The sequence below is a fragment of the Bacillus sp. FSL L8-0199 genome (assembly GCF_038005705.1).
Lineage (GTDB): Bacteria > Bacillota > Bacilli > Bacillales > Bacillaceae_G > Bacillus_A > Bacillus_A cereus.
Genome location: NZ_JBBOTS010000001.1, coordinates 2826984 through 2846405, shown reverse-complemented (window position 1 = coordinate 2846405; position 19422 = coordinate 2826984). Strand labels below are relative to the sequence as shown.

The following is a 19422-nucleotide window of genomic DNA, read 5'->3' as shown; positions in this document are numbered from 1 at the left end:
GCTTATTACTAAATCTGTAATTAAGTTACCAGCTTCATTACCAAAAACAACGGTAAAGCTTATAAATATGAAAAATGAAGATATACCTACAGATGAAGATAGTTACTGGGAAGCTTTTAACTTGTTCGGTTCTGAATATGTATGTAGATTATTAGGGGTACCGTTATATGATGATCTTCCAAAGGATTTGGCGTGTCCAACTTGTGCGAAAGAGATGAAATATGTTGCTACAATTACTCAAGATATTGAGGAACGTGGACTTATTTCAGTAGTTGATTTCCAGTTTGGGGAAATGAATATATACTATTATTTATGTATAGATTGTTTAATTATAAAAACTGAAATACAAAATACATAACAAGCCTAACATATTATGTTAGGCTTGTTTTTTGATCGCAACATCATTAAGAATTGCATCAAATATATCTTTTTGCGTAAAGTTATCTGTAAAAATAGTTTCTCTGGCAACCTTAATAGTATCGTGCGGATTATACCATTTTTGTAGGGAATCTTCACCAAATTCATGTCGTTTGTCCCTTGTGTTATGTCGTCTAATAGTTTCCTCTAATGATAAATCAAAGTAATATGCAAATGCATTTTCATCAAAATAACGAATTAATTCTTTTAACATCTCACCATACCTATGACTGTTCAATATACCTTCTAAAATAACAAATTCACATTTTCCTTTTCCGTACTTCGTAATTTCAAATAGTAAATCATGTGATAAATTACCCATTGTGTCGTGTACTCTAAGCATATCTCTACGTACAACATCCTGTGATACTAAAAGTGTCCCTTGTCCGAAATGTTCTTGTAGTTGTTTTGCAATCGTTGTTTTACCACTTGCGGAGTTTCCTCTAAGAATGATTAAAGTGGATGTAAATATAGGATTAGACATAATGTATTCCCCCCAACAGCATTAATTATATAGAAAATTTTAACAAATAAAGTGAGGAAAGTGTATAATCAATATGATGGATATTTAAGGAGGGGGTAAGATGGGGGATATATTAAAAAATGCACAACCTATATGGAAACGGACTTGGTTTCATTATCTAGGGGCATTTTTTATTGTTCAGTTACTGTTTATCCCGCATTAACGGGCAGTAAGACCCCCACCTCAAAATTCAGCGAAAGCGAAGAAGTTAGGTGGGGGATCAACTGCCCGTAAAAGCCCGATTGGTGAGGGCTGATAATCAGTGGGGGATGAACAAAACCCCCCACTGATTAAAGTTTCACTTTATTTTGTATGAAATCACTGCGTGGGCGCCAAACTTTAGGCCAGGCGGAGAGTTTTTTAATAGAATATTAAATTCTCAATTTTTCACTGAATGGTTCACACTCTATACAATCCCGCAATTTAACGTATTTACAGCATTTTTTGCGATTACATTACTACCATATGCATTAGTAGGTGCAATGAAAGATGTAACAGCAAGAAAAAATATAAAGGAATAATAGAGGTATAATATGCTTTTTCAAAAAGAAGGTTTATTGATTAGATACGTAATGGAAGATGATGCATCTATCATTTCTAAATGGTTAATGGACCCAGCAGTCCTGCGGTATTACGAAGGACGAGATAATCCGCAATCTGTAGAAAAGGTGCTTGATCATTTTATACATAGTCCAAACAGTAATGAAAAAAGATGTTTAATAGAATTTGATACGGTTCCGATTGGTTACATACAAATGTACCCAGTGGATTCAGAGTGGAAAGCGTTATATGGCTATAAAGAATCACAAAATGTATGGGGTATGGACCAATTTATCGGTGAACCAGCCTATTGGGGAAAGGGAATTGGAACAAAACTCGTTCAGGCAGCAATTACATATATTATGGGTGAAATGGGAGCAGAAGCAATTGCAATGGATCCGAAAGTAAATAATGAACGAGCAATAAAGTGTTATGAAAAAAGTGGATTTAAAAAAGTAAAGATTTTAAAGGAACATGAGTTGCATGAGGGGAAATTAGAAGATTGTTGGATGATGGAATATAAACAATAATAATGGCTTATACAAACAAAGGGGGATGTGTGAAATGAAAAAAGCATTAATCGTAATTGATGTGCAAGCGGGTATGTATACAGCTGGAATGCCAGTACATAATGGGGGAAAGTTTTTACAAACATTGCAAGAGCTTATTATGGAATGTCGTTCAAATGATATTCCAGTTATTTATATCCAACATAACGGTCCTAAAGATCATCCGTTAGAAAAAGGTACGGATGGATGGCGAATCCATGCGGCCATCGCTCCGCAAGAAGGAGATAATATAGTTGAAAAGACGACTCCAGATTCATTCCATAATACAAACTTAAGCGAAGTGTTACAAGAGAAAGGAATTGAACACGTTATTCTTTCGGGAATGCAAACAGAGTATTGTGTAGATACGACAACGCGCAGAGCATGTAGTGAAGGATATAAAGTAACGTTAGTGAGTGATGCACATAGTACATTTAATACAGAAGTGTTACGTGCTGAAGATATTGTGAAACATCATAACGCAGTATTGGGAGCGTTTGCGGATGTTGTTGAAGTAAAAGACTTAAAAGTGGCTGCCTCTAAATAAGAGGCAGTTTTTTATTAGAAAAAATAGCGTCAAATATTGTTAGTAAGTCGGTATTTTGAAATAATCACTTATATAATTTCACGTACCATAATGAAAAAATACAAAAAAGGAGCACCACATAATTAAAAAGGGCGCTCCTGTATTAAAACGTTACTTTTTTTTATCTTTATCCAATATATTTTGTTCTTCAGCAAACTCTGTACCATATGCAAAGCGACGATTAATACGAATGTTATCATTGTTGTGCCTTGTATGAGAGTTAGAGAAGCGATGAACGATTACTTCAGATAAAGTGAAGACGATGGCAGAAAGGATACTGCCCCATGCAATTTGCATATAGTTGTCTAATAAAATATTACCGAAAATCCATACGCTTAAATATGTTAATAAGAAATCCGACATAATGGCACCAGTATTGCCAATTCGATTTAAAATGATTTTATCAACGAACATGTAGGATACGATTGTAACAAAGAGACTGAATGAAATAATTTGAACAAACGTTGCAGGGAAAAATAAAGCAAGCCCAATGCTAAATGCGATAATGCACGATATAAACTTGATAAGCACTACTGTGAAATCATTCAAAATTTACACCTCCGATTTATACATAGTTTTTCAATAAATTCTGGAGTTCATACATTGTAACGGATTTATTTACATAAAACTTTTTCATGTTCGGAATTTAGTCTAAATATTATAAAAACAACGAAAAAATGTTATAGTAAAATGAGAGTGTATGACATTTTTAGGTAAGGGGGAATCCAAGATGTGGATTACTTCAGAAGTAGAAATTCCAGATGAGTTAATTGATCACCTTGAGCAAGGAAAGTTAGTGTTATTTGTTGGAGCGGGAGTTTCTATGAAAGGGAAATCAAACTTACCGAATTTTGATGATTTAGTTGATGAAATTGCAAAAACGTTATATGTCGAAAAACGTGAAATAACAGAACCACATGATTATTATCTTGGTAAAATTGCGAAAACAAAAGATGTACATCAAGTCGCAAGAGATCTTGTTCATATAGAGAAATCAAAACCGAATCCATTGCATTATGCAATTCCAAGGTTATTTCCTTTAGATACAGATATCCGCATTGTAACAACAAATTTTGATCAACATTTTACAACTGCAATTAAGGAAATACATAGAGATATCAATGTTTATTATGCTCCAGCTTTACCGACTGGGAGAGCATTTAAAGGTCTTGCTTATATACATGGTAATGTAGAACAGGAGAAAGAGGCTTTAATTTTAACAGACGGTGATTTTGGAAGGGCTTACTTAACCGAAGGGTGGGCGAGAAGATTTTTAGTCGATCTATTCTCGAATTACACCGTTTTATTCGTTGGATATAGTCATAATGACCCAGTAATGAAATATTTAGCAACTGGTTTACCACCAAGTACAAGACGATTTGCTTTTGTCGCACAAGGGGAAAATACGTACCACTGGGAACATTTAGGGATAAGACCAATTGTGTATCCGAATAAAGTGAATAATCATCAATCCCTCGTAAAAGCGGTAAAACGCTGGGCGGAATTAATGGGCGATAATTATATTACGAAAAGAATGCGTATTCGGGATATTGTAACGGTTCCCCCGTCAGTAGAACAGGAACAATTATCATACATAAAGCAATCGATTAAAAAAATTGAAACAGTTCGTTACTTTGTGGAATTTGCTCATGATTATGAATGGGTCGAATGGTTAGAAGCAGAAGGTAAATTACAAAATTTGTTTATGCTTACGCCAAACTATAATGAAGTAGATGAATTACTTGCAGAATGGTTAGTGGAACAATTTCTTTTTAGTCATCAGAAAGAATTATTTCAATTAATTTATAAAAACTACTCTAAAATATCACCGTTATTATGGAGAACAATTTGTAACTACTTAAACGAAACGAAGAGTAAGATGGACCCGTTGTTGTTTGCAAGGTGGACACTCCTTTTATTAGAAACAGCTGAAAAAGATAGTAGCTCTATAGAAAAGATTTCTAAGTTACTGCAAAAATGTTCTTTTCCTGAGCATAAAGAAATTGCCTTATTGTTACTAACTTTTATTTTAGACGGAAAACTGAAGTTGAAACGTGTAAGAAAATGGGGAAATGATACGCAAGAATCAATAGAACTCGAGGAATCGAGTCGCTTACCAGTATCTACATTTTCTCATGTGGAGCAAATTTGGAACGAAAAGATGAGGCCATATATCGCTTATTATGCTGTTCCAATTATGATGATTGGATTAGAAAAATTGAGAATGTTGTCGTTAAGACAAACGGCACTGAAAAAAAGAAATAAGGAAAATGTAGAGAAAGAGTTTCATCAAAATGATCTTGCATTTTTAATACGAATTGTAAAAGAGTGTCTAACTTATTTATGCGAAAACAATGAGAAAAAAGCGGATTATTATATTACAGAAATGATAGAAGCAAATAGTGTACTTCAAAAGCGAATTGCAATTGATGCGATGAATAAAAATATTTTTGTTCGTGTAGATGACAAAATGAAATGGTTGTTACATGAAGGACTTCTTTTAGATTTCACTTATAAACACGAAGTTTTTCAACTTTTAAAAAGGCATTATGCACATTGTTTAGAAAAAACAAAAGAAGAAGTCACTCGAACTGTAATAAAGCATCTTACAGAAGAGAGGGTATTTGATGCATGTCTCGTATTAGACTTATTATTCAAGTGTGATTCGAATAGCCCATCTACGGCAAATGGGTATGAGTTAATGAAGCAAAAGCATCCTCATTTTCATTCTGAACGATACAGTGTACAAAAGAAAGAAGATACAGCAGAAAGCATTACTTGTAATGTAACTGCTGACGGATTATTGCAGCTGAAAGATGTTGAAATTATGAAGCAAGTTCAGCAATTTTCGCAAGATGGTGTTTTTGAACAACGCCATTTTTTAGAGATGTTATCAAAAGCGTGTAAATTAAACACAGAGTGGAGTATTTCATTTGCATACCAATTAGTAGGAGTGCAAGAAATAAGTAATGAAGTATGGTTTGTTTGTATTAGAGAATGGCGAAATAATCGAGGAATGACGAATGAGCAAATCCAAAAAATTATTCCGCTATTGCAGAAATTTGTTAGAAATACTGCTTTTCATTGGTTAATTAGTAGTTTTCTATATGAAATTAGTAATCGACTAGAAGAGTTAGAAGAGAATAGTATACGTGTTGTAAAACGATTTGCTTTTTCAGTGTTTCCTCAAGTTATGAAGAGTGATACAGACTTTAAGCTTGGGAAACAAGATTTTTATAATGAATCAATTCAGCATCCAGTTGGAAAAATGACGGCTGTATTATTAAAGTTGTTATCATATGATCATTTATACGATCGTAATGTATATGAATATTTATTTTTATTTGAAGAACAAGTAAGAGTTAATTCGGAACGAACAAACTTTATGTTTGCTCGTTTAATAGCAGATATTACATTTCTATATCATATTGAAAAACAATGGTGCCGAAAATATTTGTTACCATACTTAGATTTAAAAAAACAAAATGAGATTACGGAATATGCATGGGCCGGCTTATGTTACACGCAAATAAATTTACCTTTATTTACAGAAATGAAGCGATTTATTAAGTATGCGATAGAACATTTGGAAGTATTACATCCGCATACGAGAGAAGCTTTCTTGAAGTGGCTTAGCTTTGTATTTATTAAATGTGTACTATATTGGGAGCAAAAAACAGATTGGTTATACCCGTTACTCATACTAGAAAATGAAGAAAATAAAATTAAGTTTATGAAGTTTTTATGCTATTACGTCAAAACATTAAGTGTAAAAGAACAACAAAAATTTTGGACAGCTTGGCTCAGTGTATTTTTGCGAGAACGACCAAAAATGGGTGAGATAACTGCAAGAGAATATGTAATGCTTTTACGTATTATTTTATACATGGATGAAATATTAGAAAAAGGATTATGTATTATGTCTCGTGCATTTTCAAGTGTACATGGTAAATGTACAGGTGAGGAAATGAAGCAGTTATTGATTGAAATGCTTCATAAAAAAGAAAGTATGAAAGCGCATAAAGAAATATTTGCAAATGTGTTTTTTATTTTACTACAAACATGTCACGAAGCCGTTTTATTTGAAAAAGAAATCATAAAAATAAAAGAATTATTAGTTCAGTATGAAGTAGAGGAATATGTTTTACATTTACTAGAAAATGAAATAATTCGCATAGGAATTGTAATGGGTGATTTACAAAAAGAATTATAGGACGAAAGTGGAATTTAAAAAAATATATAAAAAGTTGTTGACAGTGTTTTGAAAAGCGTTCTATAATACGAATCATACTTATTCAATTTCAAAAACATTTGAATAAACAAAGTGCAATGAAGAGATCACAGTAGTGGTTAGTCTTACTGTAACAGAGAGCTGGTGGTTGGTGTGAACCAGTACAGGGATAATCATGAATTACAGTCTTGGAGCATCTTTTTCGTAATAAAGATAGTTTGTCTTTATGAGGAAAAAGCGGTCAATTGATCGTTAACAGTGAAGAGAGGTAGACGGAAAGTTAGTCTACAACTAGGGTGGTACCGCGATAAATATCGTCCCTACTGATTTATTCAGTAGGGACTTTTTGTATTTTAGTGGTTCAACTTGAAAATTAAATAGTCATGCATTGAAAGGAAAAGCAGTAGTTGTTGTTTCCCTGTAACAGAGAGCTGGTGGTTGGTGCAAACCAGTACATAAACAAGAGCGAATTACAGTCCTGGAGCATCTTTTTCGTAGTAAAGATAGTATTGTCTTTATGAAGGGAAAGACGGTCAGATGATCGTTAACAATGAAGAGAGGTAGACGAAAGAAGTCTACAACTAGGGTGGTACCGCGATAAATATCGTCCCTACTGATTGGATCAGTAGGGCTTTTTTGTACAAAAAAGTGGGTTTTTAACTAGTAGTTCATGTCTTTGTACGAATTATTAGTTTAAAATAAGAAGAGGTATCGATTCCACTATAAATTTGTATAATTAGTCAGTTCAGAAAATAGAGAATCTTTTATTCTCTTACTATACTTTTAAAACATTAGAGGAGGATTTCCAAATGGCAAATCATGAATTAGATCAATTACGTAAACAGGTAGATGAAATTAACTTACAACTATTACACCTTTTAAACAAACGTGGTGAAATTGTTCAAAAAATTGGAGAGCAAAAGCAAGTACAAGGCACGAAACGCTTTGATCCAGTACGTGAGCGTGAAGTACTTGATATGATTGCAGAGCATAACGAAGGACCATTCGAAACATCAACAGTTCAACATATTTTCAAAACGATTTTCAAAGCAAGCTTAGAGTTACAAGAAGATGATAACCGTAAAGCGTTACTAGTATCACGTAAAAAGAAACAAGAAAATACAATCGTTGATGTAAAAGGTGAATTGATTGGAAACGGAACACAAACGTTCATCATGGGACCTTGTGCAGTAGAAAGTTTAGAACAAGTTCGTCAAGTAGGGCAAGCGATGAAAGACCAAGGCTTAAAATTAATGCGCGGTGGTGCATTCAAACCGAGAACTTCTCCATATGATTTCCAAGGTTTAGGAGTAGAAGGACTTCAAATTTTACGTCAAGTAGCAGACGAGTTTGACTTAGCAATTATTAGTGAAATTTTAAATCCGAACGATGTTGAAATGGCATTAGACTACGTTGATGTAATTCAAGTTGGCGCACGTAACATGCAAAACTTCGATTTATTACGAGCTGTAGGTAAAGTTAACAAACCAGTATTATTAAAACGTGGATTAGCAGCAACAATTGATGAGTTCATTAACGCAGCGGAATACATCATTGCGCAAGGTAACGATCAAATTATTCTTTGTGAGCGCGGTATCCGCACATACGAAAGAGCAACACGTAACACATTAGACATTTCTGCAGTACCAATTTTAAAGAAAGAAACACATTTACCAGTTATCGTTGATGTAACACATTCAACTGGACGCAGAGATTTATTATTACCAACAGCGAAAGCGGCACTTGCAATTGGTGCAGATGCAGTAATGGCTGAAGTTCATCCAGATCCAGCAGTTGCATTATCAGATTCTGCACAACAAATGGACATTCCAGAATTCCATAGATTCATGGATGAGTTAAAAGGTTTCAAAAATAAATTATCTTAATTCCATATCATATATGCGTTGAAGAGGAAACAGTAGTGCTTATCTCACTGTTAAAGAGAGCTGATGGTCGGTGTGAATCAGTACAAAGGTAAGCATGAATTACAGCCTTGGAGCATCTTTCCCGACAACTTTTGGAGGGTAAGACGGTCGAACGATCGTTAAAGAAGAAGAGAGGTAGACGAAAGAAGTCTACAACTAGGGTGGTACCGCGATAAATATCGTCCCTACTGAGCGCTCAGTAGGGACTTTTTTGTACAAAAAAATAGTAAAGGGGCAAGAGAAATGAGATACATTACAGCTGGAGAATCACATGGACCGCAGTTAACAGTTATTTTAGAAGGTGTACCAGCAGGTTTGACACTTACGGCGGAACATATTAATAAAGAATTATTAAGAAGACAAAAAGGTCATGGACGCGGAAGACGTATGCAAATTGAAACAGATACAGTTGAAATTGTAAGTGGTGTTCGTCACGGGATGACACTTGGATCACCGATTACGTTAATTGTAAAAAATGATGATTTCAAACATTGGACGAAAGTAATGGGTGCAGAGCCAATTTCGGAAAAAGAAAGTAAAGACATGAAACGTACAATTACAAAACCACGTCCCGGACATGCAGATTTAAATGGAGCAATTAAATATGGTCATCGTGATATAAGAAACGTATTAGAGCGGTCATCTGCAAGAGAAACGACAGTTCGTGTAGCTGCTGGTGCAGTTGCAAAACAAATTTTAAGCGAATTAGGCGTGGAAATTGCAGGACATGTTCTTGAAATTGGTGGAGTAAAAGCAAAACATATTTCAAACTTATCGATTGAAGAAATTAAAACAATTACTGAAAACTCACCAGTTCGATGTTTAGATAAAGAAGTAGAGCAAGAAATGATGAATGCGATTGACAACGCAAAAAGTAGTGGAGATTCAATCGGTGGTATTGTGGAAGTCATTGCAGAAGGTATGCCAATTGGAGTTGGTAGTTACGTTCATTACGATCGTAAATTAGATGCAAAACTTGCTGGCGCAATTATGAGTATAAATGCATTTAAAGGTGCTGAAATCGGCGTAGGTTTTGAAGCCGCACGACAACCGGGAAGCAAAGTGCATGATGAAATTCTGTGGGATGAAGAAAAAGGATACACGAGAAAAACGAATAATGCCGGCGGTTTAGAAGGCGGTATGACAACAGGTATGCCAATTATCGTAAGAGGCGTGATGAAGCCAATTCCTACTTTATACAAACCGTTAGCAAGCGTTGATATTGATACGAAAGAAGCATTCCAAGCGAGTATTGAAAGATCTGATAGTTGCGCAGTACCAGCAGCGGGTGTAGTAGCTGAATCTGTTGTGGCATGGGAACTTGCAGATGCACTAGTCGAACAATTCGGAAAAGATCGTATGGAATTATTAAAACAAAACATTATGCAACACAATAACTACGCAAAAGAATTTTAATAAAAAGGTGGGTTTAACGTGCAAGTAAAAGATCAACTATCATCATTACAACCATATAAACCAGGTAAATCACCAGAACAAATGAAAGAAGTGTACGGAGATCATTCGTTTGTGAAATTAGCATCGAATGAAAATCCATTCGGTTGTTCACCGAGAGTTTTAGAAGAGTTGCAAAATTCTTGGTTGGAACATGCTTTATATCCTGACGGAGGTGCTACAACGCTCCGTCAAACAATCGCAGATAAGTTGCATGTGCAAATGGAACAAGTACTTTGTGGTAGTGGTTTAGATGAAGTCATTCAAATCATAAGTCGTGCAGTACTCAAGGCAGGAGATAACATCGTGACAGCTGGTGCGACATTCCCGCAGTACCGTCATCATGCAATTATTGAAGGTTGTGAAGTGAAAGAAATTCCTTTAAATAACGGTGTATACGATTTAGACGAAATTTCATTAGCAGTAAATAATAATACGAAAATCGTATGGATTTGTAATCCGAACAATCCGACAGGCACATATGTGAATGATCGAAAATTGAATCAATTTATTGAAGGTATTAGTGAGAATACGTTAATTGTCATTGATGAAGCGTACTATGAATACGTAACAGCAAAAGATTTCCCTGAGACATTATCGCTTTTAGAAAAACATAAAAACATTCTTGTACTTAGAACGTTTTCTAAAGCGTACGGATTAGCTTCTTTCCGCGTTGGATATGCGATTGGACAGGAAGAGCTAATTGAGAAATTAAATGTCGTACGTTTACCATTTAACGTATCTTCATTAGCGCAAAAAGCAGCTACGATTGCTTTTGGTGATGACGAGTTTATTAAAGAAATAGTTCACGTGAATACAGAAGGATTACAGCAATACGAGAGTTTCTGTAAGGAAAACGAAATACCATTTTATTCGTCACAAACTAATTTCATCTTTTTACCGGTAGATAATGCTGGAGAGATTTATGAAGCTTGTGCACATGCAGGATTTATTATTCGTCCATTCCCAAATGGTGTCCGTATTACAGTTGGAACAAGGGAGCAAAATGAAGGAGTGATTTCAGTGTTAAAACAACACTTTGAAAATAAAAAAAATAAGTCTCGAGATGAGGCCAATGCGTAAAAAGGTAGTATTAATTGGAACAGGTTTAATAGGAGGCTCTCTCGCATTAGCAATTAAGAAAGAGCACGATGTAACAATAACAGGGTACGATATATTTAAAGAGCAAGTAGAGCGTGCAAAAGAATTACACGTAGTAGATGAAATAGCAGGTGATTTACAGGGTGCATGTGAAGAGGCACATTTAATTGTTTTTGCTTCTCCAGTTGAAGAAACGAAGAAGCTATTACACAAACTTGCGTCATTCCGTTTACGAGAAGATGTTATAGTGACTGATGTTGGTAGTACAAAAGGGTCTATTATGAACGAAGCGGAAGCTTTATTTTCAAAGGATGTTTCTTTCATTGGTGGACATCCGATGGCGGGTTCTCATAAAACGGGAGTTGAAAGTGCAAAGGCACATTTATTTGAAAATGCATTTTACATTTTAACACCGATGAATCACGTGCCAAATAAACAAGTGGAAGACCTTAAAGTATGGTTAAAAGGAACAGGGTCACATTTTCTTGTTTTAAATACGGAAGAACATGATTATGTAACAGGGATCGTTAGTCATTTTCCGCATCTTATCGCAGCAGGTTTAGTAAAGCAAGTTGAGAAACATGCAGGAGATAATCCGCTCATTCATCAACTAGCTGCTGGAGGTTTCAAAGACATTACACGTATCGCATCTAGTAGTCCAAAAATGTGGAGTGATATTGTAAAGCAAAATCGAGAGCATTTAATGGTATTATTAAAAGAGTGGATCTCTGAAATGGAAGATTTATATAAAACAGTTTCTACCGGAGATGCAGGCGAGATTCAAAACTATTTTGCAGATGCGAAAGAATACCGTGATTCTTTACCAGTAAGAAAGAGAGGGGCAATTCCTGCCTATCACGACTTATACGTCGATGTATTAGATAAGGTGGGGGCATTGGCTCATATTACGAGTATTTTAGCGCGCGAGGAAATTAGTATTACGAACTTGCAAATATTAGAAGCGCGTGAAGGACTGCTTGGGGTATTACGTATTAGCTTCCAAAGGGAAGAAGATCGTATGAAAGCAAAGCTAGCGCTTGGAGAAGAAGAATACCAAACTTATGAAACAATTTAAATGAGAAGGTGAAAAACGTGAAAGAAAGAACAATACAACCTGTTAATAACGGATTGAATGGCAATATTACAATCCCAGGTGATAAATCCATTTCACACCGTGCTGTTATGTTCGGTTCTATTGCAGAAGGGAAAACAACAATTAAAGGTTTCTTGCCCGGTGCAGACTGTTTAAGTACGATTTCATGTTTTAAAGAAATGGGAGTAGAAATTACGCAAAACGGTGATGAGGTTACTGTAGTTGGTAAAGGATTAGAAGGTTTACAAGAACCGAAAGCTGTATTAGATGTTGGTAATTCTGGTACAACAATCCGATTAATGTCAGGTATATTAGCTAACACACCATTTTTCTCTTGCGTACAAGGTGATGAATCTATCGCAAAAAGACCGATGAAGCGTGTAACAAACCCATTAAAACAAATGGGCGCAAACATAGACGGCCGAGAAGAAGGAACATTTACACCGTTAACAATACGTGGCGGAGATTTAAAAGCAATTGAATATATTTCTCCTGTTGCAAGTGCACAAGTAAAGTCGGCTATTTTACTTGCAGGTCTTCGTGCAGAAGGTGTAACAGCTGTTACAGAACCACATATTTCACGCGACCATACGGAAAGAATGCTCGAAGCATTTGGTGTTAAAGTAACTCGCGAAGGGAAAACAGTGAAGTTGTCAGGTGGACAAAAATTAACAGCAACAGACATTCAAGTGCCAGGTGACGTATCATCAGCAGCATTTTTCTTAGTAGCAGGTGCAATCATCCCAAATAGTAAACTAGTATTACAAAATGTAGGGATGAATCCAACCCGTACAGGTATTATTGATGTTTTAGAAAAAATGGGTGCTACGTTCACTGTAGATCTAATTAACGAAGGGGCATCAGAACCAGCTGCAAATATTACAATCGAAACATCTTCATTAAAAGGAATTGAAATTGGCGGAGATATTATCCCTAGATTAATCGATGAGATTCCTGTAATCGCATTAGCGGCAACGCAAGCAGAAGGAATTACAGTAATTAAAGATGCACATGAATTGAAAGTAAAAGAAACAAACCGTATTGATACAGTCGTTGCTGAGTTAACGAAACTAGGAGCTCGCATAGAAGCAACTGATGACGGTATGATCATTTACGGAAAATCAGCTCTAAAAGGCAATACAGTAAATAGTTATGGTGATCACCGTATCGGAATGATGCTTGCAATTGCTGGTTGCCTGGCAGAAGGAAAAACAATTATTGAAGATGCAGAAGCAGTAGGTGTATCATATCCTACATTCTTTGACGAACTTCAAAAATTAGCTAAATAAAAAGGATGGAAAGCAGATACGTGATGTATCTGCTTTTTTTGTTGAAACGTCCTTGTAGTTTCACTTACCGAATTATAATAGTGAGAATTATGATATAATTCAAACAGGGAATGGAGGAGAATTATATGAATGTCATACAATTAAAAGAAGATAAGTTCAGAGAAGCATTACGTTTATCAGAATACGCTTTTCAATATACAGTAGATGAGGAACGATTACAGCAGCAACTTACAAAAATGAAGGAAAGTCATGAAATATACGGCATTATGGAAGGGGAAGACTTAGCTACAAAACTACACCTCATCCCGTTTCATATTTACATAGGTAAAGAAAAATTTAAAATGGGTGGCGTTGCAGGAGTAGCGACGTATCCAGAGTACAGAAGAAGTGGGTATGTAAAAGAGCTACTTCAACATTCACTTCAAACAATGAAAAAAGATGGCTTTACAGTCTCTATGTTACATCCATTTGCTGTTTCATTTTACCGTAAATACGGCTGGGAACTTTGTGCGAATCTACTCAAATGTCATATGAGTAAGAGCGATTTAGTGATGAAAAAACAAGTAAATGGTACTGTGAAACGTTTTAATAAAGAAAATCATCCAGAAGAAGTCGAGAAGCTCTATGAAGCATTTGCAGAACGTTTTTCATGTATGTTAGTTCGAGAGAAGAACTGGTGGTTACAAGCGGTTTATGATGATTTAACATTAGCGATTTACTATGATGAAAATAAAAAGGCAGCAGGTTACATGTTATACAAAATAGAAAACTATAAAATGACAGTAGAAGAATTTGTACCACTGCATAATGAAGCACGAAATGGTCTGTGGAACTTTATTTGTCAGCATGATTCTATGATTAAAGAAATTGAAATGACAGTAAGTGAAAGCGAACCGTTATTATATTCATTGCAAGAGCCACGCGTGAAGACAGAAATAAAACCATATTTTATGGGAAGAATTGTAGATGTGGAGCAGTTTTTAAAACAATATGAGTTGAATTGGAACAATGTACAGCAAGAAGTGATCCTAAACATTACAGATGCATTTGCTCCGTGGAATAACATAACAGTGAGACTTGCAAATCATGAAATAACAATTGTAGAAGAAAAAACTGAAAAAGGAATTAAACTGGATATAACTGCGTTATCGGCAATAATGCTTGGATATAAACGGCCATTAGAACTAAATGAACTTGAATTCATTAGTGGAAGTGACGAGGCAATACGATCATTTGAGAATTTAGTACCAGTGCGTAAGCCGTTTATTTATGATTTCTTTTAATTTGCATGTATGAAGGCGGGCTATCCCAAGTGAAATTTTGGGATAGCCTCCTCTTATATTGTGAACTTCTTTCGGTAAGTCGATATATCCTGAGAATCGCTGATATAATTAGAGTTTCGCTGATATATCCTGAGAATCGCTGATATAATTAGAGTTTCGCTGATATATCCTGAGAATCGCTGATATAATTAGAGTTTCGCTGATATATCCTGAAAATCGCTGATATAATTTTAAATTGCGCCAATATATCTAGAAAATCGCTCATATAATTTCATTCATAAATAGGGGATAAAAAATCACAGCTATACTTTGCCACACACTTGACTTTTAGCGCATCTAATTTATAATTAAAAACGGAATGAATTTTCATTCCTGGAAATTGAGGTGGAAAAATGGCTAAAAACAAACAAGAAGATATTTTTGATGCTGCAATACAACTTTTTGCAGAACGAGGTTATGATGGTACAACAATTCCCATGATTGCTGAAAAAGCAAAAGTAGGTGCAGGTACAATTTACCGTTATTTTGAAAATAAAGAAGCGCTTGTTAATTCTTTATTTACGAAAAGTGTTTTACAACTATCGGAATTAATAAAAAATGATTTCCCGGTCGACGCAAATATTCGTGAACAGTTTAGCCATACATACAACCGTTTATTTGAATTTGCGAGACAAAATGCAGATGCTTTTCTTTTTACAAATTCTCACTGTGATAGTTATTTTCTAGATGAACATAGTAATGAAATATTCGAGGACTTCATGGGTTTCTTCATGAACTTGATTGAAGATGGAATCGAAAAAGGTTTGCTTCGTCCATTACCACCAATTGCTTTAATTATTATTGTATATCAACCAATAGAAAAATTAATTAAAGTAATGGAAACAGGGCAGTTAGAATATACAGATGAATTGGTAAAGGAATTGGAAGAAAGTTGTTGGAATGCTATTAGAATCATTTGATTCTATAGCGTTATAAGGACAGGAATGAACATTCATTCCGAAAAAAGGTATGAAAAAGAATAACAGGAGATAATAAATCTTTATAACCGAAGGAATGAATATTCATTCCGATTTACCTAGTTTAATAAAGTTAATTAATAATTTAATAGAATGATAGGAATGAACGTTCATTCCGAAAATTGTTTTCAAAAGAGTAGAAATGAATATTCATTCCACATGTGAATTTCATATTGGGAGATGATTCAAATGAGCAAGTTAAAAAGTTGGAGAAGTTTATCTTTTCTATTATGGATAGTTATTACTATTACAATGGTCGTAACGATGCCTAATATGGATCAATTAGTGAAAGAAAAAGGGAAAATTACAATCCCTAATACAAAGCAAAGCAGTATTGCTGACAAGATGATGAAAGAGATGGATAAAGAAGGGGTTGAAAAGTATGAAATTATAGCCGTTTTTAATAGTGGCAATAAGGCAGCTTTAACAGATGAACAAAAAAAGGAAATAACAAAAACAATCAACGCCCTGCAAAATGAAAAAGAGCAATTAGGAATTAAGGAAGTTGTTTCACATTTAGACAATAAAGACTTGGAGAAACAATTAGTTTCTAAAGATAATACGACTATTTTAACGCAAATATCGATAGATAAAAAACATGGTGAAATATCAAAAGTTTCAAATAATCTTCATGAAAAAGTGCAAACGAAAGGGGTAAAAACGTATTTAACAGGAAGTGACTTAATAGCGGGTGATTTTCTTAAATCCTCTCAAGAGGGAGTGAAAAAGACAGAAGTTATTTCAATCATTTTCATTCTTGTAGTATTAATCCTCGTATTCCGTTCACCAGTTGTTCCAATTGTTTCTCTTCTTACAGTTGGTATATCGTATTTAGTTTCAATGGGGATTATTGCCCAGCTTGTAGATCAATTTAATTTTCCATTCTCAAACTTTACACAAGTGTTCGTAGTCGTCGTCCTGTTTGGGGTAGGAACAGATTATAACATTTTATTATATACGAGGTTTAAAGAAGAATTAAGTAAACAAGAAAATGCATTTTTAGCTACGAAAGAAACATTCAAATCAGCAGGTAAAACTGTATTATATAGCGGAATAGCGGTGCTAATTGGTTTTGCATCACTTGCGTTAGCAAGTTTTAAATTATATCAATCTACTTCAGCGGTAGCAATTGGTGTTTTAGTATTATTACTCGTATTAACGACTTTAAATCCATTTTTTATGGTGCTTTTAGGAAAAGGAATGTTTTATCCAGTTAAAACATTTAAAGGTCATGAGGATGGTCGCTTATGGGGATTCTTTGCGAAAAACTCAGTAGCAAGGCCATTTGTCGCTTTAATCATCGTATTCGTAATATCGATTCCTTTCGTATTAAAATACTCTAATACACTTAATTACAATGATTTATTTGAAGTGGATAATAAGTATGAATCAAAGATGGGTATTAACGTAATAGAAGATCATTTTCCGCCTGGTTTCTCTTCACCGAGTACATTAGTCATTCAATCTGATAAAAAGCTGGATGAAGGAACTTCTCTACAAATTTTAGATGAATTAACTGATAAAATTTCGAAAGTTAAAGGTGTGTCAGAAGTATATGCACCAACACGTCCAACTGGTGAGAAGATAAAAGAATTATATTTAAATAAGCAAGCGGGAGAATTGAATACAGGATTAGGAGATGCCGATGGTGGCATAAAGGAAATTAATGATGGATTAACGGATGCGAAAAATAAAATGGGAAGTAATGATTCAAATAGTCTTGCGAATGTTCAAAAATTAATTGATGGAACGAACGAGGCGAAAAACGGGGTATCAGCATTAGGAACAGCTTTACATCAATTATCAAATGGCATAAACGACGGTGTACAAGGAGCACAGCAAATTGAGAGTGGTTTAGCTTCAGTAAACGAAAATATAAATGTTCTATCTAATGCAACGTCGCAGCTGCATGCTGGTTATGCACAGTTAGAAAAAGGTTTAAACTCTTACGATCAATACTTCGGAAGTATTTCTCAAGCGATTGATGGTGCGAAAAAGGGGTATGAACAAATTGAAATGTTAATGACCAATTTCGTTCAAACGAAACCGGAATTAGCGAATGATCCAAACATACAACAAACGATAGGAATTGCTAAAGAGGCTCAAAAGAAATTAAGCGTACTTTCAAATGAATTAAATCAATTAGCAACGCAGCACAAAACGGCGATGAGTTCATTTAAAGAAGCGAATCAATCGTTACTGAAAGTGGATAACGGCTTAAAAGAAATGAGCAATGGAGTTAATAAGTTACAAAAGGGAGCAGCCGATCTTAAAAATGGATTAAATGAAGGTTCTTCAGGTTCAAAACAAATTGCAAATAAATCAGTTGAGTTACAATCTGGATTAACGAAAATAAACGATGGGCAAGGACAACTTTTAACGGGCCTTAAAGACCTGCAAGAAAAGATGGGGCAATTACAATCTGGTTTATCTAAAAGTACAGAAGGGCTTGGAAAAGTAAGTAATGGCCTGCATGACGCACAGAAATATTTAGGGGAGCTCAATGAATCGAAGAGCTCTGAGAAGTTTTATATTCCAAAAGAAGTGCTAGAGGGAGAAGATTTCCAAAAAGCATTGAACACGTACATGTCACAGGATAGAAAAATTGCTAAAATGACTATCATTTTAGATGTAAATCCGTATTCAAAAGAAGCGATGCCAATTATTCAAGAAATCAATAAAACAATCGATGGCACTGTAAAGGGAACGGAATTACATGATGCGAAAACAGCAATTGGCGGAACAACAGCTAGAAACGTTGATTTAAAAGAAGTAACAGGGCAAGATTTCTTACGTACAGCTACGATTATGTTGATTGGCATTGCGATTGTATTAATCGTAATTACACGCTCATTACTAAACACAATATTTATTATTGGCTCATTACTATTGGCGTACTTTGCATCACTCGGTATAAGCGAACAAATTAGTGCACATGTATTACATGTAGAGTCATTAAGCTGGAATGTTCCATTCTTTAGCTTCATTATGATTGTCGCTTTAGGAGTGGATTATAGTATTTTCGTAATGATGCGCTATAACGAGGTAGAAGGGGATTCGGTAACGAAAATTGTAACTGCATCTCGTCATATAGGAGGAGTTGTATTATCAGCTGCGCTAATTTTAGGCGGGACATTTGCAGCATTAATTCCATCAGGTGTATTAACACTTATACAAGTTGCGTCAGTAGTTGGTGTTGCACTTCTTCTATTAGCTTTAATTGTGATGCCGATATTATTACCGGCGTTAATAGGGTTAACGAGTAAAATGAAGAGTTACAAAGAGAAAATAATAAATACGAAATAAGAAGAGACTGTAGGGAATGATTTCTCTACAGTTTTTTCGGTATATAATATTTCAGATGAAAATGAATCCGATATATTACAGAATGAGCAGTGAAAGGTTATATGAGAAAGAG

At 34.9% G+C, this 19422-nt stretch carries 14 protein-coding genes, 2 pseudogenes and 3 other annotated features; of the genes and pseudogenes, 14 read left to right on the top strand and 2 right to left on the bottom strand.

The features are described from left to right. Positions 1-19: 19 nt before the first annotated feature. Positions 20-358: pseudogene (locus tag NST86_RS14825) on the top strand (hypothetical protein); the annotation flags it as partial. 18 nt (positions 359-376) lie between these two features. Here NST86_RS14825 and NST86_RS14820 read toward each other — a convergent pair. Further along, positions 377-901, bottom strand: a complete 525-nt coding sequence (locus tag NST86_RS14820) for a kinase (RefSeq protein ID WP_000070081.1) — start codon at positions 899-901, stop codon at positions 377-379. A gap of 100 nt (positions 902-1001) precedes the next feature. Here NST86_RS14820 and NST86_RS14815 point away from each other — a divergent pair, with 100 nt between their 5' ends. The 4 genes and pseudogenes from NST86_RS14815 (at position 1002) to NST86_RS14800 (ending at position 2575) form a co-directional block, all read left to right on the top strand. Then, entirely contained in the window at positions 1002-1103 is a 102-nt protein-coding gene (locus NST86_RS14815; RefSeq protein WP_392389473.1) for a YfzA family protein, read from the top strand. Positions 1104-1242: 139 nt separating this feature from the next. Then, positions 1243-1461 (top strand): annotated as a pseudogene (locus tag NST86_RS14810) (YfzA family protein); the annotation flags it as partial. Between the two features lie 12 nt (positions 1462-1473). Then, positions 1474-2010, top strand: coding sequence for a GNAT family N-acetyltransferase (locus NST86_RS14805; RefSeq protein WP_016118108.1), 537 nt, complete (start codon positions 1474-1476; stop codon positions 2008-2010). A 34-nt stretch (positions 2011-2044) separates the two neighbouring features. Further along, positions 2045-2575 (top strand): cysteine hydrolase family protein, encoded by a 531-nt coding sequence (locus tag NST86_RS14800; RefSeq protein ID WP_044797280.1) that lies wholly within the window; start codon positions 2045-2047, stop codon positions 2573-2575. A 150-nt stretch (positions 2576-2725) separates the two neighbouring features. Here NST86_RS14800 and NST86_RS14795 read toward each other — a convergent pair whose 3' ends face one another. Further along, positions 2726-3163: a YndM family protein gene (locus NST86_RS14795; protein ID WP_000997702.1), complete on the bottom strand. Its 438-nt coding sequence runs from the start codon at positions 3161-3163 to the stop codon at positions 2726-2728. A gap of 181 nt (positions 3164-3344) precedes the next feature. On the opposite strand from NST86_RS14795, the gene NST86_RS14790 reads away from it, so the two are divergent. The 9 genes from NST86_RS14790 to NST86_RS14750 all read left to right on the top strand — a co-directional run bounded on the left by NST86_RS14790 (position 3345) and on the right by NST86_RS14750 (position 19310). Continuing rightward, complete coding sequence (locus NST86_RS14790; RefSeq protein WP_140159009.1) at positions 3345-6827, top strand: DUF4020 domain-containing protein; 3483 nt, start codon at positions 3345-3347, stop codon at positions 6825-6827. A gap of 107 nt (positions 6828-6934) precedes the next feature. After that, positions 6935-7170 (top strand) — a binding site (T-box leader). Between the two features lie 54 nt (positions 7171-7224). Further along, positions 7225-7460 (top strand) — a binding site (T-box leader). Between the two features lie 194 nt (positions 7461-7654). Beyond that, positions 7655-8731 (top strand): bifunctional 3-deoxy-7-phosphoheptulonate synthase/chorismate mutase, encoded by a 1077-nt coding sequence (locus NST86_RS14785; protein ID WP_001273575.1) that lies wholly within the window; start codon positions 7655-7657, stop codon positions 8729-8731. 9 nt (positions 8732-8740) lie between these two features. Continuing rightward, positions 8741-8960: a binding site (T-box leader), on the top strand. Between the two features lie 53 nt (positions 8961-9013). Next, positions 9014-10186 (top strand): chorismate synthase, encoded by a 1173-nt coding sequence (aroC, locus tag NST86_RS14780; protein ID WP_016118105.1) that lies wholly within the window; start codon positions 9014-9016, stop codon positions 10184-10186. A gap of 18 nt (positions 10187-10204) precedes the next feature. Further along, complete coding sequence (hisC, locus tag NST86_RS14775) at positions 10205-11305, top strand: histidinol-phosphate transaminase (RefSeq protein ID WP_001197277.1); 1101 nt, start codon at positions 10205-10207, stop codon at positions 11303-11305. Continuing rightward, a complete protein-coding gene (gene tyrA / locus NST86_RS14770; protein WP_016118104.1) occupies positions 11298-12398 on the top strand; it encodes a prephenate dehydrogenase in 1101 nt (366 codons plus the stop codon). Before hisC ends, tyrA begins: the two co-directional genes overlap by 8 nt. A 17-nt stretch (positions 12399-12415) precedes the next feature. Next, a complete protein-coding gene (gene aroA / locus NST86_RS14765) occupies positions 12416-13705 on the top strand; it encodes a 3-phosphoshikimate 1-carboxyvinyltransferase (RefSeq protein WP_000664630.1) in 1290 nt (429 codons plus the stop codon). Between the two features lie 125 nt (positions 13706-13830). After that, on the top strand, positions 13831-14988 hold the full coding sequence (locus NST86_RS14760) for a GNAT family N-acetyltransferase (RefSeq protein WP_016118103.1): 1158 nt from the start codon (positions 13831-13833) through the stop codon (positions 14986-14988). Between the two features lie 392 nt (positions 14989-15380). After that, on the top strand, positions 15381-15947 hold the full coding sequence (locus NST86_RS14755) for a TetR/AcrR family transcriptional regulator (protein WP_001107290.1): 567 nt from the start codon (positions 15381-15383) through the stop codon (positions 15945-15947). Between the two features lie 246 nt (positions 15948-16193). Continuing rightward, positions 16194-19310, top strand: a complete 3117-nt coding sequence (locus tag NST86_RS14750; RefSeq protein ID WP_140159017.1) for an MMPL family transporter — start codon at positions 16194-16196, stop codon at positions 19308-19310. Positions 19311-19422: the final 112 nt, after the last annotated feature.

Bases quoted from the DNA above. Each gene is read 5' to 3' on its own strand.
- NST86_RS14815 (WP_392389473.1), top strand. From the start codon at position 1,002: ATGGGGGATATATTAAAAAATGCACAACCTATATGGAAACGGACTTGG.
- NST86_RS14785 (WP_001273575.1), top strand. From the start codon at position 7,655: ATGGCAAATCATGAATTAGATCAATTACGTAAACAGGTAGATGAAATT.
- NST86_RS14800 (WP_044797280.1), top strand. From the start codon at position 2,045: ATGAAAAAAGCATTAATCGTAATTGATGTGCAAGCGGGTATGTATACA.
- tyrA (WP_016118104.1), top strand. From the start codon at position 11,298: ATGCGTAAAAAGGTAGTATTAATTGGAACAGGTTTAATAGGAGGCTCT.
- NST86_RS14755 (WP_001107290.1), top strand. From the start codon at position 15,381: ATGGCTAAAAACAAACAAGAAGATATTTTTGATGCTGCAATACAACTT.
- NST86_RS14820 (WP_000070081.1), bottom strand. From the start codon at position 901: ATGTCTAATCCTATATTTACATCCACTTTAATCATTCTTAGAGGAAAC.
- NST86_RS14790 (WP_140159009.1), top strand. From the start codon at position 3,345: ATGTGGATTACTTCAGAAGTAGAAATTCCAGATGAGTTAATTGATCAC.
- aroC (WP_016118105.1), top strand. From the start codon at position 9,014: ATGAGATACATTACAGCTGGAGAATCACATGGACCGCAGTTAACAGTT.
- NST86_RS14750 (WP_140159017.1), top strand. From the start codon at position 16,194: ATGAGCAAGTTAAAAAGTTGGAGAAGTTTATCTTTTCTATTATGGATA.
- NST86_RS14805 (WP_016118108.1), top strand. From the start codon at position 1,474: ATGCTTTTTCAAAAAGAAGGTTTATTGATTAGATACGTAATGGAAGAT.
- NST86_RS14760 (WP_016118103.1), top strand. From the start codon at position 13,831: ATGAATGTCATACAATTAAAAGAAGATAAGTTCAGAGAAGCATTACGT.